This is a genomic window from Comamonas sp. lk (genome assembly GCF_900564145.1).
Classification (GTDB): domain Bacteria; phylum Pseudomonadota; class Gammaproteobacteria; order Burkholderiales; family Burkholderiaceae_C; genus Comamonas.
The window spans coordinates 2,548,011-2,561,658 of the sequence record NZ_UOOB01000001.1 but is presented as its reverse complement, the minus strand read 5'-3'; the positions used below and the strand labels follow the sequence as shown (position 1 = coordinate 2,561,658).

12 protein-coding genes are annotated in these 13,648 nt (G+C 60.9%); 8 read left to right on the top strand and 4 right to left on the bottom strand.

The features are described from left to right. Positions 1-16 precede the first annotated feature (16 nt). On the top strand, positions 17-1,186 hold the full coding sequence (locus EAO39_RS11800) for a metallophosphoesterase (RefSeq protein WP_120970992.1): 1,170 nt from the start codon (positions 17-19) through the stop codon (positions 1,184-1,186). A gap of 129 nt (positions 1,187-1,315) precedes the next feature. Here EAO39_RS11800 and EAO39_RS22535 read toward each other — a convergent pair whose 3' ends face one another. Then, complete coding sequence (locus tag EAO39_RS22535) at positions 1,316-1,603, bottom strand: hypothetical protein (RefSeq protein ID WP_162989457.1); 288 nt, start codon at positions 1,601-1,603, stop codon at positions 1,316-1,318. Here EAO39_RS22535 and EAO39_RS11790 point away from each other — a divergent pair. The 3 genes from EAO39_RS11790 to EAO39_RS11780 all read left to right on the top strand — a co-directional run bounded on the left by EAO39_RS11790 (position 1,522) and on the right by EAO39_RS11780 (position 5,023). Continuing rightward, positions 1,522-2,430 carry a zinc ribbon domain-containing protein gene (locus EAO39_RS11790; protein ID WP_120967576.1) on the top strand — a complete coding sequence of 303 codons (909 nt, stop codon included), beginning with the start codon at positions 1,522-1,524 and terminating at the stop codon, positions 2,428-2,430. The two genes, EAO39_RS22535 and EAO39_RS11790, sit on opposite strands and share 82 nt — an antisense overlap. Before the next feature lie 116 nt (positions 2,431-2,546). Further along, complete coding sequence (locus tag EAO39_RS11785) at positions 2,547-3,209, top strand: hypothetical protein (RefSeq protein ID WP_120970990.1); 663 nt, start codon at positions 2,547-2,549, stop codon at positions 3,207-3,209. Between the two features lie 110 nt (positions 3,210-3,319). Beyond that, positions 3,320-5,023 (top strand): zinc ribbon domain-containing protein, encoded by a 1,704-nt coding sequence (locus tag EAO39_RS11780; RefSeq protein WP_120967574.1) that lies wholly within the window; start codon positions 3,320-3,322, stop codon positions 5,021-5,023. A gap of 187 nt (positions 5,024-5,210) precedes the next feature. Here EAO39_RS11780 and EAO39_RS11775 read toward each other — a convergent pair whose 3' ends face one another. Continuing rightward, on the bottom strand, positions 5,211-6,569 hold the full coding sequence (locus tag EAO39_RS11775) for a hypothetical protein (protein ID WP_240466973.1): 1,359 nt from the start codon (positions 6,567-6,569) through the stop codon (positions 5,211-5,213). Positions 6,570-6,712: 143 nt separating this feature from the next. Between EAO39_RS11775 and EAO39_RS11770 the strand changes: the two genes are divergently transcribed. Beyond that, positions 6,713-7,930: an MFS transporter gene (locus EAO39_RS11770; protein ID WP_120967572.1), complete on the top strand. Its 1,218-nt coding sequence runs from the start codon at positions 6,713-6,715 to the stop codon at positions 7,928-7,930. A gap of 286 nt (positions 7,931-8,216) precedes the next feature. Next, a complete protein-coding gene (argA, locus tag EAO39_RS11765; protein ID WP_120967570.1) occupies positions 8,217-9,563 on the top strand; it encodes an amino-acid N-acetyltransferase in 1,347 nt (448 codons plus the stop codon). A 233-nt stretch (positions 9,564-9,796) separates the two neighbouring features. Here the strand turns inward: argA and EAO39_RS11760 are convergent, their stop codons facing one another. Both EAO39_RS11760 and EAO39_RS11755 read right to left on the bottom strand, forming a co-directional pair. Further along, a complete protein-coding gene (locus EAO39_RS11760) occupies positions 9,797-10,168 on the bottom strand; it encodes a transcriptional repressor (RefSeq protein ID WP_240466972.1) in 372 nt (123 codons plus the stop codon). Positions 10,169-10,249: 81 nt separating this feature from the next. After that, positions 10,250-11,419 (bottom strand): heparan-alpha-glucosaminide N-acetyltransferase domain-containing protein, encoded by a 1,170-nt coding sequence (locus EAO39_RS11755; RefSeq protein ID WP_120967566.1) that lies wholly within the window; start codon positions 11,417-11,419, stop codon positions 10,250-10,252. 131 nt (positions 11,420-11,550) lie between these two features. On the opposite strand from EAO39_RS11755, the gene EAO39_RS11750 reads away from it, so the two are divergent. Both EAO39_RS11750 and msrB read left to right on the top strand, forming a co-directional pair. Continuing rightward, positions 11,551-12,909 carry an OprD family outer membrane porin gene (locus EAO39_RS11750; protein WP_240466971.1) on the top strand — a complete coding sequence of 453 codons (1,359 nt, stop codon included), beginning with the start codon at positions 11,551-11,553 and terminating at the stop codon, positions 12,907-12,909. Positions 12,910-13,134: 225 nt separating this feature from the next. After that, complete coding sequence (gene msrB, locus EAO39_RS11745; RefSeq protein ID WP_120967562.1) at positions 13,135-13,626, top strand: peptide-methionine (R)-S-oxide reductase MsrB; 492 nt, start codon at positions 13,135-13,137, stop codon at positions 13,624-13,626. Positions 13,627-13,648 lie beyond the last annotated feature (22 nt).

The window sequence follows — 13,648 nt, the reverse complement described above, 5'->3', positions numbered from 1 at the left end:
CTTTACTGCTGATTCCATGGTTTCTCTTGCTACGCTCTTCATTCCGCTACTGGCCCTGTGGCTGTGGTGGCCCCTCAACTCTCTGGCCCGCCGCACGCGTCTAGTGGCCATCCTGGTCACGGTAGTGCTGGGCCTGTTTCCTGCGCTGCTGCTCAAGCTGGTGCAAAGCGGGGCCGCCCCCTATGCAAGCATTGCCCCCTGGCAGGTGCCCGGCGGCTGGGTGCTGGCCGTGTTGATGCTGGCCCTGGTCTTGGTGCTGCTGCGCGATGCGAGCTGGTTGCTGTCCAAGCTGGGCGGAGCCAAGGCGCTGGCGCGTGGCCTGCATAGCCCCCAACTGACCGGCGCGGCCTTGATGGCTGCAGGGGCACTGGCTGCGCTTGGCGTGCACAACGCGCTGCAGCCGCCACAAATCCAGGAACAAACCGTGGCGCTGAAGAATCTGCCGCCGCAGCTCAGCGGCCTGCGCATTGCCGTGCTGGCCGATATCCATGCCAGCCCGGTCAATAACAGCACTTACGTACAGACGGTGGTGGACCGGACCCTTGGCGCTCAGCCCGATCTGATCGTGCTGCCCGGCGATATGGTGGACGGCGATGTAGACAGCGGCCGCGCGAATGTGGCGCCGCTGGCCCAGCTCAAAGCGCCTTACGGGGTCTGGCTGGCGCCCGGCAATCACGAGTACTACAGCGGCTACAACAGCTGGATGGCGGAGTTTCACCGTCTGGGCCTGAATGTGCTGGAAAACCGCATGCAGCTGCTCAATATCAACGGGGCCAAGCTGGCCTTGTCCGGCATTGGCGATCCGGTGTACGGCCGCACCTCGCCCCATAACGCCGACCCGGCCCAGCCCGAAGGCGTACCGCCCGACGTGGAGGCCGTGGCCCGCCAGGCCCAAGCGGCGCAGGCACAGTTTCATATGCTGCTGGCCCACCAGCCCAAATTTGCGCGCGACAACGCCGCCCATGGCATTGATTTGCAGCTCTCTGGCCATACCCATGGCGGCTTGATACGCGGCCTGGATCAATGGGTGGTGGCGCCCGTAAACCAGGGCTTTGTGCGCGGTCTGTATGACGTGGGCGCCATGAAGCTGCTGGTCAGCAGCGGTGCAGGTCTGTGGGCCGGTTTTGCCATGCGCCTGGGCGTTCCGCCGGCCATCGAGGTGCTGACGCTGGAGCGCGCCCCGTAAGCGCCCATATCGCGGCCCGCACGCGGTCTTGAATATGGAGCATTATTTGAACGAAATCAGCCAATGATTTTCTACCCATATTCACGCCTGCCATAAAGACGTTTTCGCTGGCCCAAATCTTTTGAATATTCAAGCCATCCACTTTATTTTCTTGCCACCCCAAGCCTGGGTATCGGCTATATCTTGGCCCATATTTCGCAGCCCCGGATATTGCATGGCGCTGAGCATTTCTCGAATCATGCCTGGGCACCGGCGCTTATTCAGATAGTAAGATGCAAGCCAGATATAGCCCTGCTTGCCCCCATGCAAACCACTTTTTTTGATCTCAACAGCAAATGAATTGTTCACTGTGCGGTAACGCGTTGAGCCCTTCGGCCAAGTTTTGCAATCGCTGTGGCAGCAAGCAAGTGCTTGCACCCGAAGCTGCACCAGCCGAAAAATCTCCCGCACCGGCAGTGGAGAAAATCTGCGGCCAGTGCCAGGCAATTTGCAAGCCCCTGGCCAGGTTCTGCCCGCAATGCGGAAATTCCTTTGCCGTCGCTGCGGCAGCCACGACGCCTCAGCCCGCCGTGCACCTGCCCGAAGCCAATATCGTGGTACCGCCACCACCCGCGCCATCATCCGCGCCGGCACGCCAGGAGCCTGTGTTTCAGGCCGCAGCCTCAGGCAATCAGCCAAGCATTGCGCCATCGGCGCCGGTATCGGATCTGGTATCGGAACCAGTTCCCGGCTTTTTGCCACCAGCGCCAGACAAGCACGCCTACAGCGCGCCGGCCTTTCCGCAAGAGCCGCAACGCAGCAGCCGGGCCTGGATCAAATGGTCGGCCCTGGCTCTGGTAGCAGCAGCCATCGCAGGTGGCATCTTGCTGGCCCGCAATATGAGCGCGTTTCCCGGCAGCTCCGGCAATCCAAGCACGCCTGTTCCAGCTGCAGACAAAAACGCCATCTCGGCCGAGGACAAGGCCAGGGCCGATGCCCTGGTAGGCCCGCAAGGCGCAACGGCCAAGCCCGTCGATCCCTCCACCACCATTGTTGTGCCGCCCGACGCTTCGACAGGTGGCGAAGCCTCGACCGCCCCTGCGCCAACCGTTGCCCCTCAAGCCCCCGCAATCCCGGCGCAGGGCACGGGAGCCGACAGCAGCCAGACAAGGCCGGTCGAGGCCCCAGCTCCCGCGCCTAGACCCGTAGCCAAGCCCAAGCCACAGCCCAAGGGCCCGCCATCACTGGATGACCTGCTCGATTAATGCATAGCCCGCAGCGTGCCGACCGACCCGGCTGCTGCCCGCTGATGCCTGTTTTCACCGGGTTGCTGAGGGCTCAAGCCAACGATGGCACCCGCGTTCTCTCTGAAAGTCCTGCCATGCGTTCTCTCAAACTCACTGTTATTGCCTGCGCCGCCGTTCTGGCCAGCGGCTGCGCCACGCTGGAGGAAGCCTCCATCGGCCTCAGCTGCATGCTCTCTCAGGTCACCAACTCCGCTGACCCCAATTGCGCCAAGCAAGCGGGCGCAGCACCTGCCACCAGCACGGGCGCTCAGGCCGATCGTTTCGGCCGCCTGCAAACCGCGCTGAATCAGGAAACCCAGCAAGCCCAGAGCGCGCAGGCCAGGGCCATCGAGGCCATGAGAAACCTGCCCGTCAATCTGCGCGGCGTGGCCGGACCGGTTCGCACCAAGCCCATAGAGATCACCGACAGCCAGAGCCACTCCACCAGGCGCCTGATCAGTTTCTCCTCCGTCAGCGTCGATATGCCGCTGGCCGCCAAGGGCCGACCCGAATACACGCGGGCCATGGATACGCTCAAGGAACTGGCCAACCAGCTGGCAGACAACCGAGGCTCCTCGGCGATTGTGGTGACGCAATCCGAAGCCGATGTGAAAGCCGGCCGCGTGAACACCCAGACCGGCACCAGCCAGACAAGCCATGGCAAACCCGTCAGCGTGCAAAAGCAAAGCGATGCCAGCCTGCCCGCAGGCATAGAGCGCTACACCATCCAGGCCGGCGAAATCCGCGGCCAGCTCTGATGATTCAAGCCTAAACAGCAATCACCCGCCCTGCCGGCAGCCCTGTACCCAGAGCTGATCCGGCAATGGCCGCCCTTGGTAAACCATCCACCTTCAAGACAGGACGGGACATGAAACAAGTTCAATCATTGGGAGAGGTTCGCTTCGGCACGCTGGCGCGTGCGGCCGAAGGCCTGACGCAGTGGCGGCCGCTGCTGCTGGGCTTTTTGACGCTGCTGTCCACCGCCATCGTCATCAGTCTGGCGCAATGGCTGGCAATCAGCGCCGGAGGCTTTCTCGGCCTGATCATGATGCTGCTCGCCTTTGTGGTGCTGATGGCCGGTTCGTCGGGCGTGGGCATCATGCTCATGGACAAGGCCAAGAATGAGCCAGTGCGCTCCTTTGGCGCCGCCGCCTCGGCCGGACTGATGTGCCTACCCAAGTTTTTGCTGTTTGGCATCATCTTGCTGGTCGGTTTTCTGGCCTACATGATTGTGGCCGCCGTCATCTACTACATCTGCAAGATCCCGTTCATCGGCGGCTTCATCGCCTTTGTCGCCCACCCCGTGCTGGTGCTGACGGCGGCAGCCATTTTGATTGCGCTGATCTGGGTCATTGGCCCGTTGATGGCTCCCGCGCTATGGAGCGGCCTGTCCCTCAAGGCCGCACTGGCCAATGTGGTGAGCATTGCCCGCACCCGCCTGGTGGAAGTCGTGCTCATGGAAGTCGTGCTCTACGTCATTCTGGGTCTGGTCTCCATCATGCTGTTCGCCGGCCTGATGCCGGCCACCATCAGCCTGACCGGCCTGGCTCTGGGCATTACCGGTGGCGCCAACGCCATGATGGGTGCAGCCATGGGCGGCGGCTACGGTGGCATGGGTGGTTATGGCGGCATGGGCCCCATGGCCAGCATGATGGGCAGCGGCGCCGGTCTGGGCCTGATGGCCGGTCTGGGCGTGCTGTACTGCGTGGTCGGTGCCATGCTGGCCCAGGTCATGATCATGGGCATGAACCTGATCTATCTGCAGGCCCGCGAAAGCGTGGACTCCTCCGAAGCCGAAGGCGCTCTGGACGGCCTGATTGGCGATGTGCGCAAAAAAGCCGAGGAAGCCAAGGAGCGCACCATGGCTGCTGCCGAGCGTGCCAAGCAAGCTGCAGCGCAAAAAATGCAGGAACGCGCCGACGCCAAGGCCAGCGCGGAAGCCGCAGCTGCCACAGCAGCCGACGCGTCCCCCACGGGCAGCACCAGCTCTGCTAATGCTGCAGCAACGGCCGCTGGCCTAGCCGGTGCCGCCGCCGTCAGTGGCGCCATGCATACCCCAGACCAAGCCAGCGAGCAGCAGGCACTGGACGCGCAGGCAGCCGCAGAGGCTGCGCGCCGCCAGACCGAAGCCGAAACGGCACGGGCCGAAGCCGCACGTCTACAGGCCGAGCAGCAAGCCGTCCAGCAGGCGGCACGCGAGCGCGCTGCCAGCGAAGCACTGGCCCGTGCAGAGCAGGAAGAAAGACTGCGCGCCCAGGCGCAAGCCGAACGCCTGCAGGCCGAAGCTGAAGCCTCTCGCCAACGCGAACAAGCCGAAGCCGCCCGCCAACGCGAAGAGGCTCAAGCAGCGCACCAGCGTGCTGAAGCTGAGGCCGCCCAAAAGCGCGCAGCGGCCGAACAAGCTGCACGTGAACAAGCCGAGCAAGCACGTCTGAAGGCCGAAGCCGAAGCCGAAGCGGCAGAAAAAGCGCGCCAGCAGGCCGCCGCCGCTGCGAACCACTGCCCTAGCTGCCAGGCCCGTGTCACTCCAGACGATGTGTTCTGCGGCGAATGCGGACACAAGCTGAAGTAAAAAGCATAGCAAACAGCGCTTGATGGGCGCTGGCTTTTAGAGAGTTAGGCTTTAAAGCAATGCCAGTCAGTTCAAGCACTGACTGGCATTTTTCTTTGGATATTGGGCGAAGTGCTTTTCTGACTCACGGCAGAGCGGGCCGGCGCCATATCAGCCCAACTTGCTTCTTACTGGTGAGCCTGGGCGCTCACTGCGGCTTTTCCAGCTCGCAGAGCTGCTCGGCGTCTTGTGTCAGCGTCACGCGCAACACTTTGCGCGCATCGGCATCAAACACCGGCAGATCGGGGCAGTAACGCGGGCCTTTGGGCGTATCCACGCGCAGATAGCTCATGGCATAGGCCGCCTGCACGCGCGGCGAGCGGCCGGCTTGCGGCGGGGCCAGTACCTGCAGCTGGGTTTGCTGCGGCAGCGCATCCGCAGCAATATCACACCATGGGCCAGGCGCCTTGCCCATGGCCAGGCCGGTCGGCGTTTGGTAGAGCGCATCGGGCCAGGCCACATGGCCGCGCTCATAGGCAGGCATGATGTAGCAACCCATCAAGCGCCCGTTTTGGCGCACCGGCAGCACATAGCTCTGAGCCTGTTCCACCGCCACCAACTGGCCGCCCTGCCAGGCATAAATATCCACGCCATGGCTGCAGCAGCTGCCGCGCCAATAGTTGTAAATGCGAGCGGCCTGGCCATCAAAACTGGGCGAGGTGATGTCTTGCAAAGCTGGCGGCGCCAGCACAAATCGCTGCTGCGCCGGTTCATACAGCCAGGTGGTGTGCGCAATATTGGGGCCGGCCGGCAAAGCCAGGGCCTGGGTCAGGTCGGGCCAGCCGTCGAAATTGGCGTCCACCCACTGTGGCTGCACCAGCCCGCAGCTGCCATAGGCCTGCGTCGCCAGGGTCTGCAGCAGACGGCCCTGGCCATAGATGCGTATGGCACTGACTTGCAGTTCGTTGTCCGGAAAATCGCAATCCTTGGCCGAGCGTATGGGCCGCTCAAGCACCAGGCGCAGCTCATGCTGCGGCGCATGCGCAAATGCGCTCTGACTTTGCTGCAGCCGCAGCGGCCACTGCTTTTTGCCGTCCATCGATTGCCAACGGCCTTGAATCTGCACCGGAGCCCTGCCAGTCAGCGGCGTCAGCAGCCATTGCCCGCTGGGCGCGGCCTCATCACTGCCCTTGGGCGCTAGCGCCGGTGTTTCAGTCAGGCGGCTGCCGGCTCCTGCCTCAACCATTCCCTGCAGATCAATACGCCCCTCGGGCCGACAAGGCAGATAGCAATAGCTTCCCATCAGCGCATCACCAAGCCGCCACAGCTGAACCTCAACGCGCTTGCCCGCAATCTGGCCCTGGTACTGCGCAGCCCAGGTAGGAGCTTCAAACACCGGCCCGACCTGCGCTGTCTCGCCTGCGTTCCCGCCCAGGTCACCGCCCGCTTTGTCACGGGTTTGCGCCTGGATCTGAGTAGCCGCCAACAGCACCGTGCTCAAGGCCAGCAGCAACGCGGCGCCGGCCCGCCAGGAACGCTGTGAAAGAAAGCGAAACAGAAAGTGCATCGTCAGATCGTAAAAAAACAATAGCAACCAGCGCAATACGCACATTGGGTTCAGGCGATTTGACCGCATTGGAGCCCATCCGCCATAGGCTTGCGGCAAGATGGCTTGTATCTTGCCGCAAGCCCGCTCCTTTGGCGCACCCCATGCACACTGAAACTCCAACACCGCCTCCGACGCAGCCCGCCCGCAACATGGGCCTACTGATCGCAGCCCAGTCTCTGGGAGGCGCCTCCCCGCCCATCATCATCTCGCTGGGCGGGCTGGTGGGGCAGCAGTTGTCGAGCAATCCCACGGCCTCCACCCTGCCGGTCAGCATTTATCAGCTGGGTCTGGCGCTCTCCACCCTGCCTGCCGCCTGGATGATGAACCGCATGGGGCGGCGCGCCGCCTATGTATTGGGCGCGCTCCTGGGCGTGATCTCGGGCGTGGTGGCCGCTCAAGGCATTGCGCAGTCCAACTTTGTGATGTTTTGCCTGGGCACGGCGCTGGCCGGCTTTTATGCGGCCTGCGTGCAAAGCTACCGTTTTGCGGCCACCGACCTGGTGGGCGACCCCGGCGAGCAAGCCAAGGCCATTTCACGCGTGATGATTGGCGGGCTGATCGCCGCCATCATCGGCCCGCAGGTGGTGATCTGGACCCGCGATCTGCAGCCCGCCACACCGTTTGCCGGCAGCTTTTACAGCCAGGCCGTGCTGGCTTTGCTAGCCCTTCCCTTGCTGATGTCGTTGCGCCTGCCACCGCCCCAGGCCAAGACGCAGGCGGCGGGCCAGGCCAGGCCGCTGGCCCAGATTGCCCGCACGCCGCAATTCATCGTGGCCTGCGCTGCCGGGGTGGTCAGCTATGGACTGATGGCCTTTTTGATGACGGCAGCCCCCATGGCCATGGTGGGCTGCGGCCACAGCGTTGGCGAGGCAGCCATGGGTATTCAATGGCATGTGCTGGCCATGTTTGCGCCCAGCTTTGTCACCGGCCGCCTGATTGCCCACTTTGGCAAACGGCAGATCACGGCGCTAGGCCTGTTGCTGATCGGGCTGGCAAGCGCTCTGGCCTTGATGGGACTGGACATCTTTCACTTCTGGGGCGCGCTGATCTTGCTGGGCGTGGGCTGGAATTTCGGCTTTATCGGCGCCACCGCCATGCTGACCGAGTGCTATCGCCCGGCCGAGCGGGCCAAGGTGCAGGCGCTCAACGATTTTCTGGTCTTCGGCACGGTGGCCCTTGCCTCCTTCGGTTCGGGCCAGCTGCTGCACAGCGCGGGCTGGAACGGCATCAACATCGGCATGCTGCCGCTGGTGGCCGTGGTGCTGGTGTTGCTGGGCATCCGACGCTTCCAAACCGTCAAGGCCAATGCGGCTGGATGAGCGCATTTGCTTGCGCTATCAAATACAAAGCTGCCTGCGATTGATATATCTTGTTTTTATGCGGTTTTCGACCTGAAACAAGCCCATATCAGGCTCCAGCCGCTATGGTTTTGAAAGCACACCTGTTTTTGCGCCGCAAACTGCGGATTCTGCGTAGAGAAATCCACGCCGCCAGCGGCTCGAGCGCGCTAGTAGCCGCTACACTTTGCGCCGCAGGCTTGCGTGCCCCATCCGATGGCAACGCAGGCCTTTTGACTCTGACTTCCGAGGTTTTCTCCCCACCGCCATGTCCACCGTTTTCAACTTCACCTTTGTCCCCTGGTTCCGGTCTGTGGCCCCCTACATCCACAAGTTCCGACACCAGACCTTTGTGGTGGGCTTGACCGGTGAAGCCATTGCCGCTGGCAAGCTCAGCTCCATCGTTCAGGATCTGGCGCTGATCCAGGCCATGGGCGTGAAGATCGTGCTGGTGCACGGCTTCCGGCCTCAGGTGAACGAGCAACTGCGCCTCAAAGGCCAGGAGCCGCGTTACTACAACGGCGTGCGGGTCACCGATTCCATCGCCCTCGATTGTGCGCAAGAAGCTGCCGGCCAGCTGCGCTACGAAATCGAAGCCGCCTTTAGCCAAGGCCTGCCCAACACCCCCATGGCCGGAGCCCGCGTGCGCGTGATCTCGGGCAACTTCCTCACCGCCCGCCCCGTGGGCATTGTGGACGGCGTGGACTTCATGCACTCGGGCCTGGTGCGCAAGGTGGATGTCGAAGGCATTCGCAGCGCACTGGCTTCGGAAGCCATGGTGCTGGTCTCGCCCTTTGGCTTCTCGCCCACGGGCGAGGCCTTCAACCTCAGCATGGAAGAAGTGGCGACGCGCGTAGCCATCGAGCTCAAGGCCGACAAACTCTTGTTTCTGTCGGAGGTACCCGGCATCCGCATGGACCCCACAGGCCCGGCCGACGAAAGCAATCCCATAGACACCGAGCTGCCGCTGGACGCCGCCCGCCGCATGCTGGCCCAGCTGCCACCGGCCCAGCACCCCACCGACGTGGGCTTTTACCTGCAGCACTGCGCACAAGCCTGCGAGCATGGCGTGGAGCGCAGCCACATCCTGCCGTTTACGGTCGATGGCGCACTGCTGCTGGAAATCTATGTGCACGACGGCATCGGCACCATGGTCATCGACGAAAAGCTCGAAGAGCTGCGCGAGGCCACGATTGACGATGTGGGCGGCATCATCCAGCTGATCGAACCGTTCGAGAACGACGGCACCCTGGTCAAGCGCGACCGCACCGAGATTGAACGCGACATCGCCAGCTACACCGTCATCGAGCACGACGGCGTGATCTTCGGCTGCGCAGCCCTGCACCCCTACCCCGAAGCCCGAACGGCCGAGATGGCAGCGGTCACCGTCTCGCCCAAGAGCCAGGGCACGGGCGATGGCGAAAAGCTGCTCAAGCGCATAGAGCAGCGCGCCCGCGCCCAGGGCTGCGACACCCTGTTTGTGCTGACCACCCGCACCATGCACTGGTTCATCAAGCGCGGCTTTCAGCCCGTGGACCCCGAATGGCTGCCCGAAGCCCGCAAAGCCAAATACAACAAAAGCCGTAAAAGCCAGGTGCTGGTCAAGAAGCTGTAAGCACCAACCGACATAAAAATAGCTGCCAGCGCTTGATGCATAAGCGCTGGCAGCTATTTTTTTATGGAATCAAGCTTCTGACGTTGCTTGACTGACACGGAGCGTGCCCGCTGCAGGCTATCTAGGTCTGCCTGTGAACGGCTGCCATAGCGCAGAACCGGCGATGATCGAGTCTCCTGTCTATCGTTCAAACACTGGTGCGGCAAACACGCCCTGGACAGTTGAAAGTGAGCTCACGCGGCACAATCGCTGCAGCGGCCATAAAGCGTAATTTCATGGCTATCAACCAAAAAGCCGGGAGGTGCCAAACCGGCTAAGTTTCCGGGACAGGCATGCACATCGAACACCCGCTGGCAAACCGTGCACTGGAAATGATGGTGATGGCCGTGGTGCGCCACTTCATACATGGGTGTGCGCTCCGGCAAGTGAACCTCATGCAGCAAACCCTCTTCAGCCATCGCTTTGAGCGCCCGGTACACGGTCGCAATTCCCAGCCCAGGTAACGTTGCTTGCGCCAACTCCAGTACTTCTTGTGGAGTCAGCGGCCTTTCGGCCTTTGTCATGGCCTGCTCAATGGCCGCGCGCTGCTTCGTGGATCGTTGCATGGAGGAATTCATCGTGGCGAGGCTATGTCATGGAAGCGGCAGGAGGCAATATTGTGCCGTGACTCGCTCTTTGACCAGCATCTACAGGTACTTGAGCCAAGTGATGTCACGCCGACGCTGTTTGAGGGCGGCAAACCTGCGCACTGCGGGATACAAGGCCACGGCCAGCAGCGCCGAGATCACCCACAGCCACGACAAACTACTGAGCCCAAACAATTGCCCCTGGTTGACACCCCAGATCGTCACTGCCGCCAAGTACATGAACTTGAGCACGTACAGATGCAGCACATAAAAGAACATGGGTGCAGCTCCCAACGTGGCCAGAGGCTTCAGCCAGTTGCCAATTGCGGCGTTCTCGAATGCGCACAGCAGCAGCAAACCGATACCGAGCGTCAACAGCAGGAACAATAGGGACGGCGGATACTTGGTGACGTTGAACCAGGACATCACTGTCTGCAGCGTGTTCGCACCGGTGAACCAAGGTGCATCGCCATACAAGTTGAGCGTGCGTAGCACCGCAAAGCCCAGCAGGCAGCTTGCGCCTGCAATGAGCAAATAGCGTCTGCGCTGTGCCGTGTCGAACGCTTTGCTAAACCACGGACCGATGCCATAGCCCAAGGCGATCACGCCAATCCAGGGAAGCAGCGGATAGGACGTGCGCAGTTGCACTCCTGCCAGTTCCAGCCAGCCACGGTCATGCAAGATGGCCCAGGGTGCATGCATCACGTGGCCCGCAGGGAAATGCAGGCTGTCGAACAGGTTGTGCCCTGCCACCAGCATGAAGCCCAGCAGCAGCAAGGCCTTGCGTGGCAGCCACACCAGTACCGACAGGGCCAGCATGGAAAGACCAATCGCCCAGATCACCTGCAAAAATACTTTGGCGGGCGGGAACTGGAAGGTCCAGGCGAAGTTGACGACCGTCACCTCCAGCAGCACCAAAAACAGGCCACGCCGCCACAAAAAGCCCGACGCTGCGCGAGCCTGACCTGTCTCGGCATGGCGGATGGCATATAAGTACGCCCCCAGTCCTGTCAGGAACACGAACACCGGCGCACATAAATGGGCCAGCAAACGAGGGAAAAACAGGCCCGGGGGGGTATCAGCGACCACCATCGGGTCCTGAACTTGCAGATGCAGGTAAAAGGTTTCACGGACATGGTCGAGCAGCATGAACAGCATGACGAGACCGCGCAGCGCATCGACCGATTGCAGGCGGCCAGCACTCGCTAGCGAAGACGGAGAGGATAACAAACTACTTTCCCTATTGATATTGAATTATCACTATCATATCAATTCTTTGTTTACCTGCATCCGGCGTGCTTTGAACGCCATCCATCTCTAGCAAACGGCCTATCTGCTCAAAAGCATAGAAGCACATGCGCATGGCCTTTTCTGAAAAATCTATCGTGACTCCCCACATCATCACCTTCGTCCTAGCCGCAGCTACTTCGTTGTTCTTGGTGAGTAGCACGGCTTTCGCTGCGACACAGGAAGAGGCTAAGGGCTTTGTCCAAGGCAGCGCATTCCACATGCAAAACCGCATGCTCTTTGAACAGCTCGACTATCAAAAAGGAAGTCGTTTTCGTGCAGTCAGTGGACAGAGAGGCCAAACACTTTCTCGCGAGTCGGCATACGGTCTGATGCTCACCTATGAATCCGGCTATACCCGCGGACTCTTTGGTCTGGGACTGGATGCTCACGCCTATGGAGCCGCGAATCTGGGCACTGAAGCGAACCACGCGCGTGTCACACCACGCTATGTGGCCAAGGATGGACAAGAGGTTACCGATAGCTTTGGACGCGCCGGTGCTGCGCTAAAAATTCGGATCTCATCCACGGAACTGAAACTGGGCGAGATGCGAACCAAGACGCCGATTTTCAGTTCATCCGATACTCGCTTGCTGCCGGAGAGCAATCGAGGCTGGCAAGTCATCAGCAGAGACATCCCTACACTAACGCTACAAGCTGGGCGCTTTACTGGCTGGGCCGATCGCAATGCGCGCAAGAACGGCGCTGACTTGCTGGCTAATTACTCAGGCGCGACCAGTGGAGCATTCAGTTTTATCGGTGGGGCGTGGGCTACCCCCGTCACCCATCTGACGCTTAGCAGCTATTACGGGAAATACGCGGATAACTGGAACACCGCGTATTTGGGAAGTTTCTACAAGCTTCCTCTTTCAGATAAGCGTTCGCTGTCGTTCAATCTGAATCTCTATCGCAGCACCGATACAGGTAAAGCAAAATCTGGCGAGATCGACACCACAACCTGGAGTCTGATGAGCACCTACGGCATAGGCGCTCACAAATTCGGAATCGGCTACCAGAAAGTCAACGGAAATAATCCGTTTGACTATGTGAATCGAGGCTCCATCTGGTTGGGAAACGCAATGCAACTGTCCGATTTTAATGGTCCGGGCGAAGCTTCTTGGCAGCTCAAGTACGACGCAGACCTCTCAACCATCGCAACCCCTGGACTTAGCCTGGGCCTAGCCTACACCCGGGGATCCGGCATCGACAACAGCCATCTCAACATCGTGTATGCCAACTACCTCGGCTATTCAGGAGTCAACGGCAAACACTGGGAGCGAGATATTCAGCTTCGATACACCGTACAGCATGGAACTGCGAAGCATCTGTCTTTGCAACTGCGCTATGGCGTGCACCGCACGAATAAAGCGCAAGGTGAGTCGAATATGAATCAACTTCGACTGCAAGCAGAAATGCCGTTTAGCATTCTATAAACCCGAGTAAACCGTATGAAAGAACTGTGGATTCACCGGTCGATGCAATCGACATCGAAGCTCTAGCTCTGCTCGAATATCTCCAGAACACCATCGACTATTATTTATTTCAAATAGTGCACAAACCAAAAGCCGGCAGTTATCACGAATCTTTTAACTTTGCGTGAGGACTTCGAGATCGTGCCTTTGTAAGCTGATTGGCGTTGACTCCAGAAAGCCTATGCCATGACAACCCGACGCCACCTGATCCTGGGCGCAGCAAGTTCTGCTGCTGCGCTCTATGCCGGAGTTTTCCAACTCCGCGCCACCGCAGCGACCGAGACCTTCGAGGTCAGCTACACCGATGCGCAATGGCGGGCCCGGCTCAGCCCGCAGCAATATGCCGTGCTGCGACAAGAGGGCACGGAGCCTGCTGGCAGCAGCCCGCTGAACAAGGAGCATCGCTCGGGGACCTTCTCCTGCGCGGCCTGTGCGCTGCCGCTGTTCGCATCTACTACCAAATTCGATAGCGGCACCGGCTGGCCCAGCTTCTGGAAGCCCTTGGACAAGGCGGTGGCCACCCGCCAGGACCGAAGCTTTGGCATGGTGCGTACCGAAGCTCACTGCCGGCGCTGCGGTGGTCACCTAGGTCACGTCTTCGACGACGGACCGCCCCCGACAGGACTGCGCTACTGCATGAACGGTCTGTCGCTCAGCTTTGCGCCAACGCCAGCCTGAGTGACCATTCACCAGGAAATAA

Coding starts and splice junctions, on each gene's coding strand:
- EAO39_RS11780 (WP_120967574.1), top strand. CDS start 3,320: ATGAAACAAGTTCAATCATTGGGAGAGGTTCGCTTCGGCACGCTGGCG.
- EAO39_RS11760 (WP_240466972.1), bottom strand. CDS start 10,168: ATGCAACGATCCACGAAGCAGCGCGCGGCCATTGAGCAGGCCATGACA.
- EAO39_RS11790 (WP_120967576.1), top strand. CDS start 1,522: ATGAATTGTTCACTGTGCGGTAACGCGTTGAGCCCTTCGGCCAAGTTT.
- EAO39_RS11750 (WP_240466971.1), top strand. CDS start 11,551: ATGGCCTTTTCTGAAAAATCTATCGTGACTCCCCACATCATCACCTTC.
- msrB (WP_120967562.1), top strand. CDS start 13,135: ATGACAACCCGACGCCACCTGATCCTGGGCGCAGCAAGTTCTGCTGCT.
- argA (WP_120967570.1), top strand. CDS start 8,217: ATGTCCACCGTTTTCAACTTCACCTTTGTCCCCTGGTTCCGGTCTGTG.
- EAO39_RS11775 (WP_240466973.1), bottom strand. CDS start 6,569: ATGCACTTTCTGTTTCGCTTTCTTTCACAGCGTTCCTGGCGGGCCGGC.
- EAO39_RS11800 (WP_120970992.1), top strand. CDS start 17: ATGGTTTCTCTTGCTACGCTCTTCATTCCGCTACTGGCCCTGTGGCTG.
- EAO39_RS11770 (WP_120967572.1), top strand. CDS start 6,713: ATGCACACTGAAACTCCAACACCGCCTCCGACGCAGCCCGCCCGCAAC.
- EAO39_RS11785 (WP_120970990.1), top strand. CDS start 2,547: ATGCGTTCTCTCAAACTCACTGTTATTGCCTGCGCCGCCGTTCTGGCC.